This window comes from Pseudomonas sp. MF4836, from assembly GCF_002018875.1.
Taxonomy (GTDB): Bacteria; Pseudomonadota; Gammaproteobacteria; order Pseudomonadales; family Pseudomonadaceae; genus Aquipseudomonas.
The window spans coordinates 1-21,426 of record NZ_MVOL01000014.1 but is presented as its reverse complement, the minus strand read 5'-3'; the positions used below and the strand labels follow the sequence as shown (position 1 = coordinate 21,426).

18 protein-coding genes are annotated in these 21,426 nt (G+C 63.8%); 17 read left to right on the top strand and 1 reads right to left on the bottom strand.

Features of this window, described 5'->3' with window-relative positions; all coding sequences use genetic code 11:
* Nucleotides 1-118: 118 nt before the first annotated feature.
* From MF4836_RS27200 to MF4836_RS27175, 6 genes are all read left to right on the top strand, one after another.
* Nucleotides 119-508 carry a DUF2946 domain-containing protein gene (locus MF4836_RS27200; protein WP_078472920.1) on the top strand — a complete coding sequence of 130 codons (390 nt, stop codon included), beginning with the start codon at nt 119-121 and terminating at the stop codon, nt 506-508.
* 255 nt (nt 509-763) lie between these two features.
* Nucleotides 764-2,686: a TonB-dependent receptor gene (locus MF4836_RS27195; RefSeq protein WP_078472919.1), complete on the top strand. Its 1,923-nt coding sequence runs from the start codon at nt 764-766 to the stop codon at nt 2,684-2,686.
* 62 nt (nt 2,687-2,748) lie between these two features.
* Nucleotides 2,749-3,180, top strand: coding sequence for a copper uptake system-associated protein (locus MF4836_RS27190; RefSeq protein WP_078472918.1), 432 nt, complete (start codon nt 2,749-2,751; stop codon nt 3,178-3,180).
* 171 nt (nt 3,181-3,351) lie between these two features.
* On the top strand, nt 3,352-3,867 hold the full coding sequence (locus MF4836_RS27185; protein WP_078472917.1) for a sigma-70 family RNA polymerase sigma factor: 516 nt from the start codon (nt 3,352-3,354) through the stop codon (nt 3,865-3,867).
* Nucleotides 3,868-3,872: 5 nt separating this feature from the next.
* Complete coding sequence (locus MF4836_RS27180; RefSeq protein WP_102047952.1) at nt 3,873-4,844, top strand: FecR domain-containing protein; 972 nt, start codon at nt 3,873-3,875, stop codon at nt 4,842-4,844.
* 104 nt (nt 4,845-4,948) lie between these two features.
* Nucleotides 4,949-7,375: a TonB-dependent receptor gene (locus MF4836_RS27175; protein WP_078472915.1), complete on the top strand. Its 2,427-nt coding sequence runs from the start codon at nt 4,949-4,951 to the stop codon at nt 7,373-7,375.
* A 154-nt stretch (nt 7,376-7,529) separates the two neighbouring features.
* On the opposite strand, the gene MF4836_RS27170 is transcribed toward MF4836_RS27175, so the two are convergent.
* Nucleotides 7,530-8,462 (bottom strand): site-specific integrase, encoded by a 933-nt coding sequence (locus MF4836_RS27170; RefSeq protein ID WP_078472914.1) that lies wholly within the window; start codon nt 8,460-8,462, stop codon nt 7,530-7,532.
* A 503-nt stretch (nt 8,463-8,965) separates the two neighbouring features.
* On the opposite strand from MF4836_RS27170, the gene arnB reads away from it, so the two are divergent.
* The 11 genes from arnB to MF4836_RS27115 all read left to right on the top strand — a co-directional run.
* A complete protein-coding gene (gene arnB, locus MF4836_RS27165; RefSeq protein ID WP_078472913.1) occupies nt 8,966-10,105 on the top strand; it encodes a UDP-4-amino-4-deoxy-L-arabinose aminotransferase in 1,140 nt (379 codons plus the stop codon).
* Between the two features lie 5 nt (nt 10,106-10,110).
* Nucleotides 10,111-11,130, top strand: coding sequence for an undecaprenyl-phosphate 4-deoxy-4-formamido-L-arabinose transferase (gene arnC, locus MF4836_RS27160; protein ID WP_078472912.1), 1,020 nt, complete (start codon nt 10,111-10,113; stop codon nt 11,128-11,130).
* Nucleotides 11,127-13,118, top strand: a complete 1,992-nt coding sequence (gene arnA / locus MF4836_RS27155) for a bifunctional UDP-4-amino-4-deoxy-L-arabinose formyltransferase/UDP-glucuronic acid oxidase ArnA (RefSeq protein WP_078472911.1) — start codon at nt 11,127-11,129, stop codon at nt 13,116-13,118. The genes arnC and arnA overlap by 4 nt, the downstream gene beginning before the upstream one ends.
* Entirely contained in the window at nt 13,118-14,002 is an 885-nt protein-coding gene (gene arnD, locus MF4836_RS27150) for a 4-deoxy-4-formamido-L-arabinose-phosphoundecaprenol deformylase (protein ID WP_078472910.1), read from the top strand. Before arnA ends, arnD begins: the two co-directional genes overlap by 1 nt.
* Nucleotides 13,999-15,648, top strand: a complete 1,650-nt coding sequence (arnT, locus tag MF4836_RS27145) for a lipid IV(A) 4-amino-4-deoxy-L-arabinosyltransferase (protein WP_078472909.1) — start codon at nt 13,999-14,001, stop codon at nt 15,646-15,648. Before arnD ends, arnT begins: the two co-directional genes overlap by 4 nt.
* Nucleotides 15,645-15,989 (top strand): 4-amino-4-deoxy-L-arabinose-phosphoundecaprenol flippase subunit ArnE, encoded by a 345-nt coding sequence (arnE, locus tag MF4836_RS27140; RefSeq protein WP_078472908.1) that lies wholly within the window; start codon nt 15,645-15,647, stop codon nt 15,987-15,989. Before arnT ends, arnE begins: the two co-directional genes overlap by 4 nt.
* Entirely contained in the window at nt 15,986-16,399 is a 414-nt protein-coding gene (gene arnF / locus MF4836_RS27135; RefSeq protein WP_078472907.1) for a 4-amino-4-deoxy-L-arabinose-phosphoundecaprenol flippase subunit ArnF, read from the top strand. The genes arnE and arnF overlap by 4 nt, the downstream gene beginning before the upstream one ends.
* Nucleotides 16,396-17,769 carry a UDP-glucose dehydrogenase family protein gene (locus MF4836_RS27130; protein ID WP_078472906.1) on the top strand — a complete coding sequence of 458 codons (1,374 nt, stop codon included), beginning with the start codon at nt 16,396-16,398 and terminating at the stop codon, nt 17,767-17,769. The genes arnF and MF4836_RS27130 overlap by 4 nt, the downstream gene beginning before the upstream one ends.
* Nucleotides 17,770-19,395 (top strand): ArnT family glycosyltransferase, encoded by a 1,626-nt coding sequence (locus MF4836_RS27125; RefSeq protein WP_078472905.1) that lies wholly within the window; start codon nt 17,770-17,772, stop codon nt 19,393-19,395.
* 157 nt (nt 19,396-19,552) lie between these two features.
* A complete protein-coding gene (locus MF4836_RS27120) occupies nt 19,553-20,731 on the top strand; it encodes an MFS transporter (protein ID WP_078472904.1) in 1,179 nt (392 codons plus the stop codon).
* A gap of 161 nt (nt 20,732-20,892) precedes the next feature.
* Nucleotides 20,893-21,426 (top strand): HPP family protein (locus MF4836_RS27115; RefSeq protein ID WP_078472903.1); only part of this gene is annotated, 534 nt, incomplete at its 3' end.

Here is a 21,426-nt window from a genome sequence, read left to right as displayed (position 1 = left end):
TGCATATCAATAGAGCGCGAATGAGTAGTCAGAGGAGCGCTATCGCCAGGTATCGGGCCTCCTGGACCAGGGAGACGGACACTTTCTCTGCTCGAAGTCCGGTGCTAGAGTTCGCGCCATGGAACGAACCCCCACCGACCGCTCGCTGATTGCCTGGATGCTGTATGCCTGCGTCTTGTTCAATCTATTGGCCTGCGGCATTGCTCACGGACAGATGAGCGGTCTCACGCTCAACGGCCTCGGGGGGCAGTTCTGTTCGGTGTCCACCTCCGGTTCCGGCCTCAGCGACCTCGCCGCTGATCCGGCGACACAGGCCCAGAGCGACTGGGCCAGTACCTTCAACTGCCCGATGTGCAGTTCCATTACCCTCGGTATTGTATTTTTTGTCTGCCTGGCCTGGCTGATGCGCTCGCGTAAAGTCCAGCGCCGTCCCGTTGAAACCCGCAGTAAAGCCCCGCCCCGCTATTCCTGGCCCTCGGCCAACCCTCGCGCCTCCCCCTTGCACTGATCGATCAGGGTCATCGCGGCCTGACTTCGCCTGTGTCCGTGCGTCTTGCCGGGCACCCGGTGCCGTCACGCCGATAGCGCCACTTGCCGGCCCTCGGGCCCGCCTCGGTGCGCGCGCTGCTGACCCTTTCCAACCCTGATCACACCCTCGCCTGCGGCGCCGAGTGCGCCGCAGCTGGAAAGTATCAAGCATCAAACCACTGGCCGGTGCGGCTGCATGGGCATCGGCCCGGGTGCATGACAAGGAACGCAAGGCATGACAAACAAGGCAATTTGCTACGGTTTATCCCTGACGCTATGGGGCGCCAGCGTCGCGGCGAAGGCACAAGACCAGAGCCTGGAACTGCCGGCAACGCCGGTCATCGGTTCCTCGGTGATCGACCAGAACAGCGTCGATTCATTTGCCAGCCTGACCACCGTGGTCGGCCAGCAACAGATCCGCGACCTCAACGCCCTGGACCTGGCATCAGCCCTGCGGCGGACGCCTGGGGTCACGGTTTCACGCTTCAACCCGGTGGGTTCGTTTGGCGGTGCCGAAGGCGGCGCGGTGTATATCCGCGGCATGGGAGCCAGCCGGCCGGGCAGCGAAATCAAGACTTACATCGACGGCGTACCTTTCTACATGGGCGTGTGGGGCCACCCGCTGCTGGACCTGCTGCCGATCAATGCGATGCAGAGCATCAACGTCTACAAGGGCCCGCAGCCGCAGAAGTTCGGCAACACCTTTGCCGCCATCGACCTGACCCCACGCACCGCCGACGCTTTGGACAACCAGCACGGCGAACTGCAACTCAGCGGCGGCAGTTCTCGCACCGCCACCGAGCAGGCATCGCTGATCGGCCGCAGTGGCGACTGGGATTATCTGCTGGCCCAGGGCGCGGCCCATTCCGACGGGGACCGGGCGGATGGCGATGGCCGCCTGAACAATGGCCTGGCGCGGATCGGCTACCGCTTGAACGACAACTGGAGCGCCGGCCTGTTGCTGCTGCACGCCAACAACCAGGCCTCGGACCCGGGACAGAAAGGCCGGCCCGAAACCAAGACCGGCCACTTCAATACCCGTGGCACCCTGGCGTCGGTGTCCCTCGACCATGGCTACGAGTGGGGCGACGGCAGCGTCAAGCTCTACCACAACCAGGGACGGGGCAGTGCGTTGGAGCAACAAGGCCTCGACGGCGACACCATCAGCGATTTCACCCTGCAAGGGCTGCGCTGGGAAGAAACCCTGCGCCCCTGGCGCAACGGCGAAGTGGCGCTGGGCCTGGACATTGATGAGAGCAAGGGCAGCGTGGCCTACAAGCGTGTTGCCCCCGCGCCCCGCGCCGACTTCGATGCGCCGACCCTGCGCGTGATCTCGCCGCACCTGGCCCTGAGCCAGGCTTTCGAGCTGAATCAGGACTGGACCCTGACGCCCTCGGCCGGGGTGCGCACCTACGACCACAACGTGTTCGAAAGCGCGACTGCGCCCCATGCCGGGTTGCTGCTGTCCAGCAGCCAGCTGGAGTTTCGCCTGAACCGGTCGCGGGGCATCAACTACCCGGGCCTGGGGGCGCCGGTGATGGCGAATCTGATTCCAGCCCTGGGCGACACCTGGCGCGAATTGAAGCCGGAGCAACTGGATCACCGGGAGTTCGGGGTCAAGTTCAACCTCTTCGATCGCACGACCCTGGACCTGGCGCTGTTCAAGGACAAACTCCAGGACCGCTACCTGTTCGCCTTCCCGCCGGCGGTTTCACGGCCTTCATTCATCAACCTCGGGGACTACCAGATCAAAGGCGCCGAAGCCACCTGGCAACAGCGCTGGACCGATAGCTGGAGCAGCTTTGTCGGCTACACCTGGCTCCAGCCATCGCTGAAGACCCTGCCCTACGCCCCCCGGCAATCGCTGTCGCTGGGGACCACTTACGAAACCGGCCCCTGGCGCTTCAGCACCGATGCCCAGTACCAGCGCGGCATGTATGTACTGGCCGAAGAACGCACGGCCGGGGCGAACAACTTCTCCCAGGTTTCAAGCTTCACCGTGGTCAACCTGCGGGTCGGGCACGCAGTGCCGGCCCTGGGCAAGGTCGGCGAAGTGTTTGTCGCCGTTGAAAACCTGTTCGACCGTGACTACGCCTACCGCACCGGCTACCCGATGCCCGGCACGTCGGCGCAACTGGGACTGAAACTGGGCTTTTGACCTACCGCTACCCCCTTCGCTGCCGGCCTGTCGCCGGTGGCCTCGACTCGAGGAAACACCCCATGAAATTTGCCCCCTTGTTACTGCTGCTGGGCAGCCTCTCCACTGCGGTCCTGGCCGACAATGCCGCCGACCAGCAAAGCATCGAACACCTGATGCGCCACACCTGGGAACGCCCCGACGCGGCGCTGGATGTCGGGCCGGTGACGGTCGAAGGCGAGCACGCCGTCGCCGGCTGGACCCAGGGCCAGCGCGGCGGCCGGGCACTGCTCAGCAAAAGCGCCAGCGGTTGGCGGGTGGTGCTCTGCGCCGGAGACTCGTTACTCGACCCTGCGACCCTGCGCAGCGCCGGCTTGACGCCTGAGGCTGCAGGCCACATGAGCCAGGCAGTGATCCAGGCCGAAAGCGCCCTGCCCCCGGCCCGGGTCAAGCAACTGGCGCTGTTCAAAGGCGTGATGCAGGTCGAGCAGGATCCGGCTCATCAAGGCCATTGATTGAGCACCCGGTTCATGAACTGAGCCTGTGCTGATCTGCCGCCTGGCCGCCGGCTGGTCGACGCCGCGTCAGGCCCGCTCCGTTGGGAGGATCCCCCAGATCCTCCTTGCGCCCGCAGCGGGCTGTAAATTAGCATTGGGAATACTTCTCACTCTCAAAAATAGCCGTCCATGAGCGATTCCCTGCCCGCAGGCCTCCAGACCCACAGGCGCACTGTCGAGGCGCTTTACAGTGGTCATCACAACTGGTTGTACACGCGCCTGCACAGGAAGCTGGGCAATGCCATGGATGCGGCCGACCTGGTGCACGACACCTTCACCCGGATCCTCGCCTCGCGGGTGGAGATCATCGAGGAACCACGCGCCTACCTGAGCTGTGTCGCGCGCGGGATCCTGGTCAACTGGTATCAACGCAAGGCACTGGAACGAGCCTACCTCAGCGCCCTGGCGCAGTTGCCGGAGCCCGAGGTGCCGTCACCCGAACAGCGTTTGCTGGTACTGGAAACCCTGCATGAAATCGACGCCCTGCTCGACGCCTTGCCGCGCCTGGTCAAGCGTGCGTTTCTGCTGTCGCAGATCGGCGGCTTGAAATACGACGACATCGCCAGCCAGCTCGGGGTGTCGCTGATCACCGTCAAACGCTATATGAAACAGGCCTTCTTGCAGTGCCTGAGCCTGGTGGACTGATGCCCATGGCCAGCAAGGCGTCGATCATCGACCCGCAAGTACTTGAAGAAGCCGCCGAATGGCTGATGCGTCTGCACGAAGGCGAGGTCTCGGCCCAGGACCACGCCGCCTGGGAACGTTGGCGCACCAGCAGCGCCGAATGCCAGCGAGCCTGGGAGCGTGCCGAACAGTTGCTGGGCAAGTTCGGCGGGCTGCCGCCGACGGTGGCGATGTCTTGCCTCGACCGCCCTCAAAACCCGGGCCGCAGGGCGGCGCTGGGCAAACTGGCGGCGCTGCTGGCCCTGGTGCCGGCGGGCTGGAGCGCCTGGCAGCTCGCCGAATGGCAACAATGGACCGCCGATTACCGCTCGCAGGTCGGCCAGCAACGGCACCTGACCCTGGTGGACGGCACCCGGCTGACCCTCAATACAGACTCGGCGGTGGATGTGCGCTTCGACGCCCAGCAACGCCTGGTGCTGTTGCGCCGTGGCGAGATTTTCGTCGACACCGCGGTCGACAACCGCTCCAACCCGCGGCCTTTCCTGGTGGCGACTGCGCAAGGTCGCATGCAGGCCCTGGGCACGCGCTTCAGCGTGCGTGAAGAACCTTCGCGAACCCTGCTGGCGGTGGTCGAAGGTGCAGTCCGCGTGGCCTTGGCCGGCGCCGGAGCAATGCCCCCTCTGATCGTCCAGGCCGGGCAGCGCAGCGCCTTCTCCGCCCTCGCCTTCGAAGGCCTGCAAGCCATCGACAGCGCTGCCCTGGCCTGGACCCAGGGCATGCTCCTGGCCGACAAAATGCGCCTGGCGGACTTTCTCAGCGAACTGGCGCGTTATCGCCGGGGCCTGGTGCGCTGCGACCCGGCCATTGCCGACCTGCCCATCTCCGGCTCCTACCCGCTGAACGATACGGGTCGGACTTTGAACATGCTGGTGCAGACTTACCCGGTGGTGGCCAAGACCCATCTCAATGGCTACTGGGTGCTGTTGTCGCCGAGCTGAATCGCCTTCGAAAAAAATAATCGATCCGGGCTGATACTTTTTTCGATCTCGGCTGGCTAGAGGAGAAAGCACTCCTCAACTCGTCAATAAAGGATCCTCCTTCCATGTCCGTTGCCCGTCCTCCCCTGCTGGACCGCAGGTTGCACCTGGCCATTCGTAGCGCCCTGCTGGGCCTGGCCCTGGCATCGGCCAGCCCGAACCTGTGGGCCGCCGCGCCGGTGCAACTGGACAGCGTCGTCAGCCGCCCCTACGAGATTGCCAGCGGCCCTCTGGGCTCGACCCTGTCGCGCGTTGCCGTCGAAGCCGGCCTGGCGCTGTCGTTCGACCCGGCGTTGACCGAGGGCCTGAACAGCCCCGGGGTCAGCGGCAATTATTCCGCCCGTGAGGTCCTGCAGCAGCTACTGGCCGGCAGCGGCCTGGACCTGGTGGGCCGCAGCGATGGCAGCTACACCCTGGTGCCCCGCCCTCGTGACGGCGCCGACCTGACCCTGGAGCAAACCACCATCAACGCCAGCGCCAACCTGGCCGACACCTTGCCCGAGGTGTATGCCGGCGGCCAGGTGGCACGCGGCGGACGCCTCGGCCTGCTGGGCAACAAAGACCTGATGGACGTGCCATTCAACGTGGCCAACTACACCTCCACCATGATCAAGGACCAGCAGGCGGTCACCGTGGCCGACGTGCTTGAACGCGACTCTTCGGTGCGGGCTACCGGCCAGACCGGCGGCGTGGTCGACTCGTTCTTCATTCGCGGGTTTCCGATCGGTGAAGGCAACCTCGGCGAGCTGGCGTTCGATGGGGTGTATGGCGTGGCGCCCAACTACCGGGTGTTTACCGAGTACGCCGAACGGGTCGAGGTGATCAAGGGCCCCGGCGCCCTGCTCTACGGCATGTCGCCCAACAGCGGCGTCGGTGGCGTGATCAATATCGTGCCCAAGCGCTCGCTGGACCAGGACCTGACCCGCTTCACCGCCAGCTACGCCACCGACAGCCAGCTTGGCGGGCATATCGACCTCAGCCGGCGTTTCGGCGACGAGCGCCAGTTCGGGGTGCGCATCAACGGCAGCACCCAGCAGGGCGATACTTCGATCGACAAACAATCCCGGGAAGTCGATATCGGCGCGATCTCCCTGGACTACCAGGGCGAGCGCCTGCGCACCAGCCTCGACCTGATCAGCCAGCAGGAAGAGTTTGACGCACCCTCGCGGCCATTCCTGATTGCCCAGGGCGTAAACATCCCGTCCGCGGCCAACGGCAGCGCCAATGTCACCCAGGACTGGGGCTGGGCCAAGACCCGGGACAAGGCCGCGCTGCTCAGCGGCGAATATGACCTGAACGATGCCCTGACCCTGTTCGCCCATGCCGGTGGCGGCAAGTCCGAAGTGGCGCGGATGTCCGACCAGACGCCGACTATCACCAACGCTGCCGGCGACACCTCGTCGGTGCCGGGCTACTACAAGTTCGAGGTCGAGCGCTACACCGTGGATGCCGGCGCACGCGCACGGTTCGACACCGGGCCGGTGGCCCACAGCACGTCGCTGCAGGTCAGCCGCTATCGCGACGAGCTGTCACGGGGGATTATTTCCGCGCCGGCCGTGTTGTCCAACATCTACCACCCGGTCGATCGTCCGAAACCGGCGATTCCCACCCCGGATGCGCTGAAAGTGTCCGAAACCGAACTCTCGGGCGTGGCCCTGGCCGACACCTTGTCGGTACTCGATGAGCGCGTGCAGGTGACCCTTGGCCTGCGCAATCAGAACATCCGCTCCGACAACTACAGCCCAGCCGGCGCCGTAACCTCGGCTTACGATGAAAGCGCCACCACCCCGCTGTTCGGCATAGTGATCAAACCCTGGGAACATGTGTCGCTGTACTACAACTACATTGAAGGCCTGAGCAAGGGCGATGTGGCCCCGGCCACGGCGTCCAACTCCGGGGAAATCTTCGCCCCCTATATTTCGCGCCAGCAGGAAGTGGGGCTCAAGGTTGACTACGGCACCTTCACTTCGACCCTGAGCCTGTTCCAGATCAAGAAGCCCAGCGGCGAGCTGGCCGCCGGGGTGTACTCGGTACAAGGCGAACAGCGCAACCGTGGGGTCGAGCTGAACATGTTCGGCGAAGTGGCTGAGGGCACGCGCCTGCTCGGTGGCGTGACCCTGCTGGATGCCGAGCTGACCAAGACCGGCACTCCCGCCAACCGTGGCAACAAGCCGGTGGGCGTGCCCGAGGTCCAGGCCAACCTGTGGGCCGAATGGGACCTGCCCTGGGTGGAAGGCCTGACCCTGACCAGTGGCGCGATCTACACCGGCAGCCAGTACGTCAATCAGTCCAACGCCCAGGAGCTCGACCCCTGGACCCGAATCGACGCCGGGGCCCGCTACAGCACCCAGATCGAAGGCCGTCCGACCACCTTGCGCGCCACGGTGCAGAACCTGTTCGACCGTGAATACTGGTCCGGCGTCGCCTCCTATGGCGCCTTCTCCCAGGGCGCGCCACGCACCCTGCTGCTGTCGGCCTCGGTCGATTTCTAAAGCTGCGGCGCTCTGGGACAACGTGTGTCAGGGGTGTTTGCGCTGTTGGACGGTGCCAGTGCAGCCTGCGGCAGCGGCTACAGCTGTAGCCGCTGCGAGCCCGCGAGGCTGCGCTGGCCCTCACAACCACCGTGCTGGCCCAGAACTGTTGCAACTACAGATCGAACCGGTCGATGGCCCGGCGCCGCTCGTTGTCGTCGCGCACATCGTAATTGGCCGTGGTCTGGATATTGGTGTGGTGCGCCAGCTTCTGGGCAATCGACAGGTCATGTTCTTCGATCACCCGGGTGATGAACGAGCGGCGAAAGTCATGGGGCATGATCCGCACCCCGACCTCGGCCCCACGTTGCCGGGCGATGTAGTAGATCGCGTGTTTAGTCAGGCGCTCGCGGCAGATATGGCTGCCCCGGCGGATGCGGTTGAACAGGAACAGATCGTCCTCCTGCTCCGGTGGTAACTGCGAACGGCGGTAATCGAGCCAGGCCTGGAGCTTGGCGAACGCCCACTGCGGCGCATATTTGATCAACTGCTTATTGCCCTTGGCGATCACCTGCAGGCTGCGTTCGGCGAAATCGACCTGGGCCAGATCCAGGTTCACCGACTCCGACTTGCGCATGCCCGAGCCATACAGCACCGCGATGATCGCCGCATCGCGCAGGCCCTGGGGCCGCGGATCCGCCGCGCAGGCCGCCATCAACTCCTGAATCAGCGTGCGCTTGAGGTTGCGCCCCTGGGACAGCCGCGTCCCGGCCATGGGCTTGACCGAGCGCATGCGCAGCAGATGTTCCTGGCTGATCAGGTTCAGGCGCCAGGCCTCGTTCATCACCCCGCGCAGCGCATTGACGTACAACGACGAGGTGTTGGGCGCGTAACCGTCGCTGCGCAGCGCCGCCACCAACTCGATCACATCGGCGGGCTGCAACCGGTGCCAGGCAAGGTCCTCGATATTGCTCTGGTCGTGGCCCAGGCGGTCGGCGGCATCCTGCAGCACATAGCGCATGGTCAACTGGCTCGATGGCGCCAGTCGGGCGAGGTACAGGGTCAAGGGGTTGGCAGCGTGCAAGGGGTGCTCTTTTGTCCGGGTCATGGCGGTGGGGCGAACGTGAGGCACGTTCAACTTTCAGGCGGTTCACGTTGAGCGGATTCAATCCGGGTTGCAAGGTTTCAAGCGCGAATCCATCGCCGCAAGGGATGTTCAGGCATTTGCCAAAGGGGCTTGGCGTGGGCCTTGGCATCCATTTGAAGTCGGCGCGGGGCAAAGTCTGAACACTAGCTGTCTAGGTCAAAGATAAACGCCGCGTTGGCTTTTTTTTCATATTCGTTTCACATTTTTCCGCTTAACCTGAATCCACTCTCAAGCCTGAAGCGTAATGCAAGTCATTCCTCCAATTGAAAAGATAACACCTTGATCTACATTTACTTTTGGCCTCTATGGTCTTTACTGCAACAGAGCATGAATCCCCACGTCGCACTGACTTATGGATGAGACTGAATGACTGTACATGCCCCTCCTCGCCACACACCGGTTACGGCGCGCACCGCGTCCTCGACTTTGTTTGACTCCTGACACTTTTTCACCCCGAGGTCTGCATGAATCAGGTTTTCCTACCTTTCTCACGCCCGAGTATTGGCGATGAAGAGATCGCCGCTGTAGAGCAGGTTCTGCGCTCTGGCTGGATCACCACCGGCCCGCAAAACCAGGAGCTCGAACACCAATTTGCACAACGGGTCGGCTGCCAGCATGCCGTCGCTCTGTCCTCCGCCACCGGCGCCATGCATATCACCCTGCTGGCGCTGGGCATCGGCCCCGGCGACGAAGTCATCACTCCATCCCAGACCTGGGTCTCGACCGCCAACATGATCTGCCTGCTGGGGGCGACCCCGGTGTTTGTCGACATCGACCGCGACACCCTGATGACCGATGCCCAGCGCATCGAGGCCGCCATCACCCCGCGCACCAAGGCCATCATCCCGGTGCATTACGCCGGTGCCGCCTTTGACCTGGACCCGCTCTACGCCTTGGCGGAAAAGCACGGGATCCCGGTGATCGAAGACGCCGCCCACGCCGCGGGCACTCAGTATCGTGGCCGGGCCATCGGCGCCCAGGGCACGGCGATTTTCTCCTTCCACGCGATCAAGAACATGACCTGCGCCGAAGGCGCGATGTTCACCACCGACAACCAGGTATTGGCTGATCGGGTGCGCATGCTCAAGTTCCACGGCCTCGGTGTGGATGCCTATGACCGCCTGACCCACGGTCGCAAGCCCCAGGCCCAGGTGATCGAGCCCGGCTTCAAGTACAACCTGGCCGATATCAATGCCGCGATCGCCCTGGTCCAGCTCAAGCGCCTGGAGCAGATCAACGCCCAGCGCGAGACCCTGGCCCAGGCGTACCTGGAACGCCTGGCCGGCCTCCCGGTGCAACCGCTGCACCTGCCCGCCTACCCGCAGCAGCACGCCTGGCACCTGTTCATCCTGCGCATCGATGCCGAGCGCTGCGGGATCGACCGCGATGCGTTCATGAAAGGCCTGCAGGAACAGAACATCGGCAGCGGCATCCACTTTATTGCCACCCACCTGCACACCTACTACCGCCAGCGCTTCCCCGACGTGCAACTGCCCAATACCGAATGGAACTCGGCACGCCTGTGTTCGATCCCATTGTTCCCCGACATGACCCTCGACGATGTCGATCGGGTCGTCGGTGCCATTGCCACCCTCCTGGACTGAAGCCTTTGAAACCTTATCCGATTCAGTTCGTGTCGATCGTGATCCCGGTCTACAACGAAGAAGAGAGCCTCCCCGAACTGCTGCGTCGCACTGAAGCAGCCTGTCGCCTGCTCAAGCACGACTTCGAAATCGTGCTGGTCGACGACGGCAGCCGCGACGAGTCGGCGAACATCCTGCAAGCCGCCGCCGAGCGCGAAGGCAGCCCGGTGGTAGCGGTGATCCTCAACCGCAACTACGGGCAGCATGCGGCGATCATGGCCGGTTTCGAACAGGCCCGTGGCGATGTGGTGATTACCCTCGACGCTGACCTGCAGAACCCGCCGGAAGAAATCCCGCGCCTGGTGGCCCAGGCCGAGCTGGGCTACGACGTGGTCGGCACGGTGCGCAACAATCGCCAGGACTCGGCCTTCCGCCGCTGGCCGTCGAAGCTGATCAACCTCGCGGTGCAGCGCTCCACCGGGGTGGCCATGAGCGACTACGGCTGCATGCTGCGCGCCTACCGTCGCACCATCGTCGACGCCATGCTCGCCTGCCGCGAGCGCAGCACCTTTATTCCGATCCTGGCCAACAGCTTTGCCCGCCATACCACCGAGGTCCTGGTGGAGCATGCCGAGCGCGAGCACGGCGATTCGAAATACAGCCCGATGCGTCTGGTCAACCTGATGTTCGACCTGATCACCTGCATGACCACGACCCCCTTGCGCCTGCTGAGCATCATCGGCTTCAGCATGGCGGCGCTGGGCATGCTGTTCGCCTTTGCCCTGATCCTGTTGCGCCTGGTGTTTGGTGCCGAATGGGCGGGCGACGGTACTTTTGTGCTGTTCGCGGTGCTCTTCGTATTCACCGGTGGCCAGTTCATCGGCATGGGCCTGCTGGGTGAATACCTGGGGCGCATGTACAGCGACGTTCGTGCCCGGCCACGCTTCTTCATCGAAAAAGTCTTGCGCAGTCAACCTGCCGCCCCTGCTCCCGTTGTCACTGTCGACGGTCTTACTTCCACTCTCTCTGATCAGGTTTCGCCATGAGCAATAAAGCTGTCGTCTTCGCCTACCACGATATCGGCTGTGCCGGCATCGAAGCCCTGCTCGCCGCGGGTTACGAGATAGCCGCGGTATTCACCCATGCCGACGATCCGAAAGAAAACACCTTCTACGGCTCCGTGGCCCAGTTGTGCTCCCTCAAGGGCATCCCGGTGCATGCGCCGGAAGACGCCAACCACCCGCTGTGGATCGAGCGCATCGCCAAGCTCAACCCCGACTACCTGTTCTCCTTCTATTACCGCAACCTGCTGAGCGAAGCCCTGCTGGCCACCGCCGGCAAAGGTGCGTTCAACCTGCACGGCTCGCTGCTGCCACGCTATCGCGGCCGTGCTCCGGCGAACTGGGTACTGGTCAATGGCGAAACCGAAACCGGCGTGACCCTGCACCGCATGGTCAAGCGCGCCGATGCCGGGGCGATCATTGCCCAGGAGCGCGTGGCCATCGACCGCACCGACACCGCCCTGACCCTGCACGCCAAACTGCGTAACGCCGCTTCCAGCCTGCTGCATGACACCCTGCCGCTGCTGGCCCAGGGCAAAATCAGCGAGACCGCCCAGGACGAGTCCAAGGCCACCACCTTCGGTCGCCGTACCCCGGCTGATGGCAAGCTGCTGTGGAAGAACAGCGCCGAGCAGCTGTTCAACCTGGTTCGCGCCGTGACCAAGCCGTACCCGGGCGCGTTCTGCGCCGTGGGCGAGCACAAGCTGATTGTCTGGAGCGCCGACGTGGTCAAGGGCAATGAAGGCCTGGCCCCGGGCCGGGTGATCAGTGTCGACCCGCTGCGCATCGCCTGCGGCCAGGACTCGTTGGTGATCAACGCCGGCCAGCGCAATGAAAACGGCCTGTACCTGAGCGGCCCGCAACTGGCCAACGAGCTGGGGCTGGTAGACGGCTCGGTGCTGCGCGGTGCGGAATCCGGTCGTGCACCACGCCGGACCCGGGTGCTGATCCTGGGGGTCAACGGTTTTATCGGCAACCACCTGTCCGAGCGCCTGCTGCGTGATGACAAGTACGAAGTCTACGGCCTGGACATCGGCTCCGACGCCATCGAGCGCCTGCGCAGCCACCCCAACTTCCATTTCGTCGAAGGCGACATCAGCATCCACTCGGAGTGGATCGAGTACCACATCAAGAAGTGCGACGTGGTCCTGCCCCTGGTGGCCATCGCCACCCCGATCGAATACACCCGCAACCCGCTGCGTGTGTTCGAGCTCGACTTCGAGGAAAACCTCAAGCTGGTGCGCTACTGCGTCAAGTACAACAAGCGCGTGATCTTCCCCTCGACCTCCGAAGTCTATGGCATGTGCCAGGACAAGAACTTCGACGAAGACACCTCGAACCTGATCGTCGGCCCGATCAACAAGCAGCGCTGGATCTACTCGGTGTCCAAGCAACTGCTGGATCGGGTGATCTGGGCCTACGGCGCCAAGGGCCTGAACTTCACCCTGTTCCGTCCGTTCAACTGGATGGGCCCGCGCCTGGACCGCCTGGATTCGGCGCGTATCGGCAGCTCCCGAGCCATTACCCAACTGATCCTGAACCTGGTGGAAGGCACGCCGATCCGCTTGTTCGACGGCGGCGAGCAGAAACGCTGCTTCACCGACATCGCCGACGGCATCGAAGCCCTGGCGCGGATCATCGACAACGACAATGACGCCTGCAACGGTCAGATCATCAACATCGGCAATCCGGACAACGAAGCCAGCATCCGCCAGCTCGGCGAAGAGCTGCTGCGTCAGTTCGAAGCCCACCCGCTGCGGGCCAACTTCCCGCCGTTCGCCGGCTTCCGCGACGTCGAGAGCAAGGCGTTCTACGGTGCCGGTTACCAGGATGTGGAGCACCGCAAGCCGAGCATCGCCAACGCCAAGCGCCTGCTGAACTGGGAGCCGACCGTGGAGATGAGCGAAACCATCGGCAATACGCTGGATTTCTTCCTGCGTGAAGCCATGCTCGAAATCGCGGACAAACGTTGATGCAGGCAGGTCTGCGCATCGATGTCGACACCTATCGTGGCACCCGTGAGGGGGTGCCGCGGTTGCTCGAACTGCTGGATGAAGCCGGGGTCAAGGCGACCTTCTTCTTCAGCGTCGGTCCGGACAACATGGGGCGCCATTTATGGCGCCTGATTCGTCCGCAGTTCCTGTGGAAGATGCTCCGTTCCAATGCAGCGGGGCTTTACGGCTGGGACATCCTGCTGGCCGGCACCGCGTGGCCGGGCAAACCCATTGGCCGGGACCTGGGGCATCTGATGCGCCAGGCCCTGGCCGCCGGTCATGAAGTCGGCCTGCACGCCTGGGATCACCATGGCTGGCAGGCCAACGCCGGGCGCTGGAGCCAGGCGCAACTGATCGAGCAGATCCGCCAGGGTCTCGACACTCTCAATGACATTCTTGGCCAGCGCGTCGACTGTTCGGCAAGCGCCGGCTGGCGTGCCGACGAGCGTGTGATCGAGGCCAAGCAGACCTTCGGCCTGCGCTACAACAGCGATTGCCGTGGCGATTCGATCTTCCAGCCGCGGCTGGCGGACGGCAGCCTTGGTGCGCCGCAGATCCCGGTGGACCTGCCGACCTTCGATGAAGTGGTCGGGCCGGTGGTGGCAGCGCAGGATTTCAACGCGTTTATTCTGGATCGGTTCAGCCCTGACAAGCTCAACGCCTACACCATTCATGCCGAGGTAGAAGGGATTCTGATGGCCAATGATTTCCGTCAGTTGCTGGCCAGTGCCCAGCAGCGCGACATCCAGTTCCAACCCCTGGGACAGCTGCTCCCCGCGGACCTGTCCAGCCTGCCCCATGGGCAGGTGGTGCGCGGCGCCCTCGAAGGCCGTGAAGGCTGGCTGGGAGTACAGGGCGCATGAGTAGACACTGGGCCCTGCCCTTACTGCTGATTGCCTTTGGCCTGTTCTACCTGGCGCCGCTGGCCACCCATGGCCTGTGGATCCCGGACGAGACCCGCTACGCGCAGATCAGCCAGGAAATGCTCCACAGTGGCAACTGGGCCAGCCCGCACTTCATGGGCATCCGTTACTTCGAGAAGCCGGTGGCCGGTTACTGGATGATCGCCATCGGCCAGGCGCTGTTCGGCGACAACCTGTTTGGCGTGCGCGTGGCCTCGGCCCTGAGCACCGGCCTCAGCGTGGTCTTGGCCTATCTGCTGGCCCGGCGCCTGTGGAACGATCCGCGCAAGAGCCTGGCCAGCGCCCTGCTCTACATGAGCTTTACCGTGGTGGCGGCGCAAGCCGGCTACGCCAACCTCGATCCGCAGTTCACCTTCTGGGTCAACCTGAGCCTGGTGGCGCTGTGGTTTACCTTCGATTGCCGCACCCCACGCGGCCAGGTGCTGGCCTGGGTCGTGCTGGGCCTGGCCTGCGGCATGGGCTTCATGACCAAGGGCTTTCTCGCCTGGCTGCTGCCGGTGCTGGTGGCCCTGCCCTACGCGGTCTGGCAGAAGCGCCTGCGCTCGCTGCTGATCTACGGCGGCATCGGCGTATTGGTCGCGATCCTGATCAGCCTGCCCTGGGCCCTGGCGGTGCACGCCCAGGAGCCGGACTACTGGCGCTTCTTCTTCTGGCACGAGCACATCCGGCGCTTTGCCGGGGACGATGCCCAGCACGCCTCGCCCTGGTGGTACTACTTGCCGTTGCTGGTAGGTTTCAGCGTGCCCTGGGTCCTGCTGCTGCCAGCCAGCCTGAAACAGGCCTGGCAACAGCGGCGCCTGAACAGCAGTGGTTTCCTGCTGCTGTGGCTGGTACTGCCCCTGGCCTTCTTCAGCCTGAGCAAAGGCAAGCTGCCGGCCTATATCCTGCCGTGCCTGCTGCCCCTGGCACTGTTGATGGGCAACACCCTGATGGACCGCCTGGCCGCCGGCAAGACCCGACTCCTGGCCTGCAACGGTGTGCTCAACCTGGTGGCCGGCGTCTTGGGACTGCTGGCCCTGGTGTACTTCCAGCTGAAAAAACCGGTGTATGTGGACGAGCCCCAGCACCTGGTATTGGTGTACGTGGTGCTGCTGGGCTGGATCCTCAGCAATCTGCTGCAGGCCATGCGCCCTTTGTCGCTGTGGGCGGCGCCGGCCCTGGGCAGCTTTCTGCTGGTGGCCCTGGCCCCCGCGGCCCTGCCGAATAAGGTGGTCTACAACAAGATTCCCGACCAGTTCATCATCGACCACGTCGCCGAACTGGGTCAGGCCAAGGCCCTGCTGAGCAACGACCTGGGCGCCGCATCGGCCCTGGCCTGGCGTCTGGGCCGCGCCGACGTGACGCTATACAACACCGAAGGCGAAGTGAAATACGGCCTGGGCTATGCAGACACCGCCGCGCGCAAGGTCGACCTGAATCAGGTCCAGCCATGGATCGCCGAAAACCGCCAGCAAGGCACCATCGGCGTGGTGATGCGGGTCAAGAGCAGTGACGAAGCCCATGAGGTCGAATTGCTGCCCAAGGACGCCAAGCGTTACGAGCAAGGCAATATCGTGATCTTCATCATTCCCCAGAGCCAGCCATGAGCCTGTTGCTTCTACTGCTGGCCTGCGGGCTGACCTGCCTGGGCCAGGTGGCACAGAAGTTTGCCGTTGAAAGCTGGCGTGACTGCCCTTCCAGCGCCCTGAAAAAGCTGCGCTCAGGCTGGCTATGGCTGGCCCTGTTCAGCCTCGGCCTGGGCCTGCTGGTGTGGCTGCTGGTGCTGCAACGCATGGAAGTGGGCGTGGCTTACCCCATGCTCAGCCTGAACTTTGTGTTGATCACCCTGATCGCCCACTTCGTGTTTCGCGAGCACATCGACCGCCGTCACTGGCTGGGCGTGGCGCTGGTGATTGCCGGGGTGCTGCTGTTGAGTCGCCACGCATGAGCCGGTCCCGCGGTTTCGCCTTCGCCATGGGCAGTGTGAGCCTGGTCAGCGCCGCCCAGTTGGGCATGCGCTGGAGCATGACCCGCCTGCCCGAGCCGGCCCAATGGCTGGACGCACTGGGCAGCGGCGGCATTGATTATGTGGCCCTGGGCGTGGTGCTGGCAGGCATCTGTGCCTATGCCCTGTCGATGCTGTGCTGGCTGCTGGCCCTGCGCGACCTGCCCCTGGGCCGCGCCTATTCGCTGCTGAGCATCAGCTACGCCCTGGTGTACCTGCTGGCGGCCGGGCTGCCCTGGTTCCATGAACCCTTCACGCTTTCCAAAAGCCTGGGGGTGGCCTTGGTCATCCTCGGCGTGATTACCATCAACTCTCGATCTGCACCCGCGACAAGTCCCAGGAATACCCCATGAAAATCAGCGTATTTGGAAGTGGTTACGTCGGTCTCGTACAGGCCGCCGTGTTGGCTGAAGTCGGCCACGATGTCATCTGCATGGACATCGACGAGAACAAGGTCAAGCTGCTGCAACAGGGGCATGTGAGCATCTTCGAACCTGGCCTCGCCAGCCTTGTGCGCGACAGCCTGGAAGCCAAGCGCCTGCAGTTCACCAGCGATGAAAAACTCGCGGTGCTGCATGGCCAGGTGCTGTTTATCGCGGTGGGTACGCCCTCCAGCGACGACGGTTCGGCGGACCTGCGCTACGTATTGTCGGTCGGCGACGCGGTGGCTCGCCACCGTCAGCAGCCGGTGATCCTGGTGGAGAAATCCACGGTGCCGGTGGGCACCGGTGACACCCTCAAGGCCCACATCGAGCAGGCCCTGGGCGGGCGTGAACTGGAGTTCGATATCGTCTCCAACCCGGAATTCCTCAAGGAAGGCTCGGCCGTGACCGACTGCCGCCGTCCGGACCGGATCGTGGTCGGTTGCGAACGCGAAGAAGTGCGGGAAGTGATGCGTGACCTGTATGCGCCGTTCAACCGCAACCATGACCGCATCATGTTCATGGACCTGCGCAGCGCCGAGCTCACCAAGTACGCTGCCAACTGCATGCTGGCGACCAAGATCAGTTTCATCAACCAGATCGCCGAACTGGCCGAACACCTGGGGGCCGATATCGAATCGGTGCGCCTGGGGATCGGCGCCGACACCCGCATCGGCTACCACTTCATCTACCCGGGCTGCGGCTACGGCGGCTCGTGCTTTCCCAAGGATATGCGTGCGCTGATCCACAGCGCCCAGGCGGCCAATTGCTCCAGCGATCTGTTGCAAGCGGTGGAAGCAATCAACGAGCGGCAGAAACACAAGCTGTTCGAGCGCATCAATGCCTTCTACAAAGGCGACCTGCGCGGCAAGACCTTCGCCCTCTGGGGCCTGGCCTTCAAGCCCAACACCGACGACATGCGCGATGCGCCGAGCCGCGTCCTGCTCGACTCACTGTTTGCCGCCGGTGCCCAGGTCCGCGCCTTCGACCCGGAAGCCATGCAGGAAACCCAAAAGCTCTACCCCGACGAGTCGAAGCTGATGCTGATGGGCACCCCGGAATCGGTACTCAACGGCGCCGACGCCCTGGTGATCTGCACCGAATGGCAGCAATTCAAGGCGCCGGATTTCGAACTGATCGAACAACGGCTCAAGGCCCCGGTGATTTTCGACGGGCGCAACCTGTACGACGCCGAACGCCTGGCGCGCAATGGTTTCACCTACTTCCCGATCGGTCGTGGCGAGTCGCGCAACCTGCCTATCCCCCATCAACAATGGTCTGCACACACGGTCGATGCCTGAATGAATCCGCTCCCCAGTCCCCCTTCGAAAACTCTTCTCTGGCAATCGTTGGGGCTGGGGCTGCTGGCATTACTGCTGTTCTGCGCCGGCGTCTATCAGCAACCGATCATCGGTTTCGACTCGCGTTTCGTGCTGTTCGCCAAGGAGATGCTGCGCCACGGGCCGGGGTTTTTCCCCACCACCTATGGCCAGCCCTACGCTGACTATTCCAGTGCCTCGACCCTGTTGATCTGGCTGTTTTCCCTGCCCTCGGGCCAGGTCAGCAGCCTGAGCGCCTGGTTGCCCACGGCCATCGCTTCGGCACTGATCGTCAGCCTGATCTACCGCCTGCTGGCGCCCTATTCCAGGACCTGGGCCTTGCTCAGCGTCGCCCTGCTGTTGCTCAGCAACACCTTTATCAGTGAAACCCGTGCCGTGTCCCAGGACCAGTTGCTGGCGGCGGTAGCCCTGGCGGTGTTTTACCTGGGGTATGCCCATGACCACTTCGCCGCGCCACGCCGGCTGTGGCTGATCGTCCTGTTGCTGGGCCTGGGTTTCGCCATTCGCGGGCCGATCGGCCTGGTGATTCCCACCGGTATGCTCTGCAGTTATTACCTGCTCAACGGCCAATGGCGGCGCCTGTTCGGCTTCGGATTCAGCGCCCTGTTGCTGCTGGGCGCCTGCGTTGCCCTGCTGCTGTGGCTGGCCAGGCTCAGCGGTGGGCAAGCCTTTGTCGACGATGTGATCCGCATGCAGTTCATGGGGCGCATGGACGGCAGTGAGGGCGCGAGCGATGCCTTCTACTATTTCACCAGCTCTCTGGGCAACTACGCCCTCGCCTACCCCCTGGCGATCCTGGCGTGGATCGCGGTCCTACTGGGCCGCTCCAGGGAATCGGGCCCGGCATTGAGGCTGCTGCGCCTGTGCACCGCTGCCGGACTGGTGGTGATGATCGGCCTGTCGATCCCCCAGGCGAAAAAGGCGCGTTACCTGCTGCCGATGCTGCCCATGGCGGCGATGGTTGCGGCCTATCCCTTCCAGGTTCAGCAGGGCCGCTGGTTCGCCTGGCTGCGCGGCCTGATCCAGGGCCTGTGGCTGGTATTGCCCGGGCTGTTGCTGATTGGCCTGCTGCTGTTACGGCGTAAGTTTCCCGAGCAACTGGAGCACCTGGCGCCGATGCTGATCCTGCTTGGGCTGTTGCAGGCCGTCGCCCTGGCCTGGCTGCTCAAGCCGCGCTGGCGAGCCGTCGGCCTGGCCTACACCGCCGTGCTGGCGGTGTGGGCCAGCTATATCGGAGTGTTCGAGCCGGTGCAGCGCCAGTTGTACGACACGCAAGCCTTCACCGAGGCGGCGCTGCAGCTGATCCAGCGCGACCCGGCGCCGCTGGTGCTGTACGGCATGGGCAAGGACGCCAAGGCGATCAAGTTCATGGTGCACCTCGAACAGGATATGCAACCGCTGTTCACCGATCAGCCGCAAGCTCTGGCGCAGGTGCCGGGCCCGGCCTGGGTGGTGATCGACCGCAACCTGCTGCCGAGCCTGCATGACTCGCCCCTGGGCCAGCTGAAACCAGCCTTGAGTGGGCGCTTCGATAAAAATGACTACCTGTTGCTGCACATACCGGCAGGCTCGACGCCCCAGCCCTGAGGCTATCGGGGCTGGGTGATTGACCCGGGGCACACGAGCATTTGCGTTACGCCATGCGCCGGATTCTGTAGGCTGCGCACAGAAGGTGCCTGTGATGGGCGCTCCAGGGCGGCTCAACGGATGCTGCCCGTATCCGGCACAAGGACTCTGCACGGTCGTGGCTACTTATTCCCTGGTTATCCGGCGCCTGATGATCTGTTCGCTGACCATCGTGATCAGCCGCGCCATCACCAGCCCGTTGCTCACGCTGTTTCTCAGCGAAAAGCTGCACCTCGACCAACAGGACGTCGGCCTGCTGCTGGGCATCGCGGTGTTTGTCGCCACCCTGCTGGCGCTGTACGGCGGCTACATCATCGACCGCCTGGACAAACGCCGGCTGCTGATCCTGACCATGCTCTCCAGTGCTGTCGGCTTCGTGCTGCTGACCTTTGCCCACAACCTCTACCTGACCACCGTGATTCTGGTGGTCACCGAGACCGCCTCGGCGCTGTTCCTGATCGGCTCCAAGGCGATCCTCAGCGAGAACCTGCCCATCAGCCAACGGGCCAAGGCCTTCTCCCTGCGCTACACCTTGACCAATATCGGCTACGCCACGGGGCCGATGCTGGGCGTGGTGATCGCCGGCGCCTGGCCCTTGGCGCCGTTTCTGATTGCCGGTGTTATCGCCCTGTTCAGCACCCTGCTGATGCGCGGCATTCCTTCGGCGTCGGGCAGCGATACCCTGAGCAAACCGCAAAGTTTTATCCAGACCCTGGTCACCCTGAAAAACGACCGCACGCTGATCATGTTCACTGCCGGTTGCCTGCTCAGCACCATCGTCCATGGCCGCTTCACCCTGTACCTGTCGCAGTACCTGCTGGTCACCTCGGACGCCCAAAGCGCCCTCGACACCATGGCGGCCCTGCTGGCCTGCAACGCCTTGTGCGTGATCCTGTTGCAGTACCAGATCGGCCGCTTCCTCAAGCGTGAGCAACTGCGCTACTGGATTGCGGTCGGCACCGGCCTGTTCATCCTCGGGCTGATCGGCTTCAGCCTGGCCGACAGCCTGCTGGGCTGGTGCCTGGCGATGTTCGTCTTCACCTTGGGCGAAATGATCATTTACCCGGCGGAGTTTCTGTTTATCGACACCCTGGCCCCCGATGCTCTGCGTGGCAGCTACTACGGCGCGCAGAACCTGGCGGCCCTGGGCGGTGCATTGAGCCCGGTGATTTGCGGTTACCTGCTGGTGCACTCACCGGCGCCGACCATGTTTTATGCCTTGAGTGCGCTGACTGCCCTCGGTGGGTTGCTGTGTTTCCTCAGTGCCCGGCGCGTGGCCTTGGCTGACCCAGCTTAAATGCAAAAATAATGCAGTTAAGCAGCATCATTATGAATTTGTGTGCAGCAGCAAGGCGCGGCACACTGTGCCCGTTCCTCCCCCAAATGTTGGAACGTTAAAGGGCTTTCTGGTTATCCAGACAGCCCTTCTTTTTGCCCGTCGATTGGATTGCTCTGCTTATGTTTGCACGCTGGAAACCTGCCGCCATCAATACCCGTCCCGCGGAATGGAGCCGCGCCGCCATTGGCATGGCCCTGGGGACACTGATCAGCGTCTGGCTGTGCGGACAAGTGTTCGGCATGGAAGTCGCGGTGCACCTGATCGGCCCGCTAGGGGCCTCGGCCGTGTTGCTGTTTGCCGTGTCTTCCGGGGCGCTGGCCCAGCCCTGGTCGATTCTGGGTGGCTATCTGTGTGCCGCGGTGGTCGCGCTGTTGGCGGCCCATGTGCTGGGACGCAGCCTGGGCAGTGCCTGTCTCGCCGCCGGCATGGCGCTGGTGCTGATGTGCTGGCTGCGCTGCCTGCATCCACCCGCCGGCGCACTGGCCTTGACCCTGGTTCTGGCTGACCCGGCGACCATTGCCCTGGACTGGCGCGCCTTGGCGCCGACGATGCTCGGGGCGTTGTGCCTGCTGCTGTGCGCCCTGGTCTATAACAACCTGACGCGCATCCGTTACCCCAAGGCGGCCAGCGAACCGACGCCGGCGATCCCTGCC

Coding starts and splice junctions, on each gene's coding strand:
- MF4836_RS27200 (WP_078472920.1), top strand. CDS start 119: ATGGAACGAACCCCCACCGACCGCTCGCTGATTGCCTGGATGCTGTAT.
- MF4836_RS27195 (WP_078472919.1), top strand. CDS start 764: ATGACAAACAAGGCAATTTGCTACGGTTTATCCCTGACGCTATGGGGC.
- MF4836_RS27190 (WP_078472918.1), top strand. CDS start 2,749: ATGAAATTTGCCCCCTTGTTACTGCTGCTGGGCAGCCTCTCCACTGCG.
- MF4836_RS27185 (WP_078472917.1), top strand. CDS start 3,352: ATGAGCGATTCCCTGCCCGCAGGCCTCCAGACCCACAGGCGCACTGTC.
- MF4836_RS27180 (WP_102047952.1), top strand. CDS start 3,873: ATGGCCAGCAAGGCGTCGATCATCGACCCGCAAGTACTTGAAGAAGCC.
- MF4836_RS27175 (WP_078472915.1), top strand. CDS start 4,949: ATGTCCGTTGCCCGTCCTCCCCTGCTGGACCGCAGGTTGCACCTGGCC.
- MF4836_RS27170 (WP_078472914.1), bottom strand. CDS start 8,462: ATGACCCGGACAAAAGAGCACCCCTTGCACGCTGCCAACCCCTTGACC.
- arnB (WP_078472913.1), top strand. CDS start 8,966: ATGAATCAGGTTTTCCTACCTTTCTCACGCCCGAGTATTGGCGATGAA.
- arnA (WP_078472911.1), top strand. CDS start 11,127: ATGAGCAATAAAGCTGTCGTCTTCGCCTACCACGATATCGGCTGTGCC.
- arnD (WP_078472910.1), top strand. CDS start 13,118: ATGCAGGCAGGTCTGCGCATCGATGTCGACACCTATCGTGGCACCCGT.
- arnT (WP_078472909.1), top strand. CDS start 13,999: ATGAGTAGACACTGGGCCCTGCCCTTACTGCTGATTGCCTTTGGCCTG.
- arnE (WP_078472908.1), top strand. CDS start 15,645: ATGAGCCTGTTGCTTCTACTGCTGGCCTGCGGGCTGACCTGCCTGGGC.
- arnF (WP_078472907.1), top strand. CDS start 15,986: ATGAGCCGGTCCCGCGGTTTCGCCTTCGCCATGGGCAGTGTGAGCCTG.
- MF4836_RS27130 (WP_078472906.1), top strand. CDS start 16,396: ATGAAAATCAGCGTATTTGGAAGTGGTTACGTCGGTCTCGTACAGGCC.
- MF4836_RS27125 (WP_078472905.1), top strand. CDS start 17,770: ATGAATCCGCTCCCCAGTCCCCCTTCGAAAACTCTTCTCTGGCAATCG.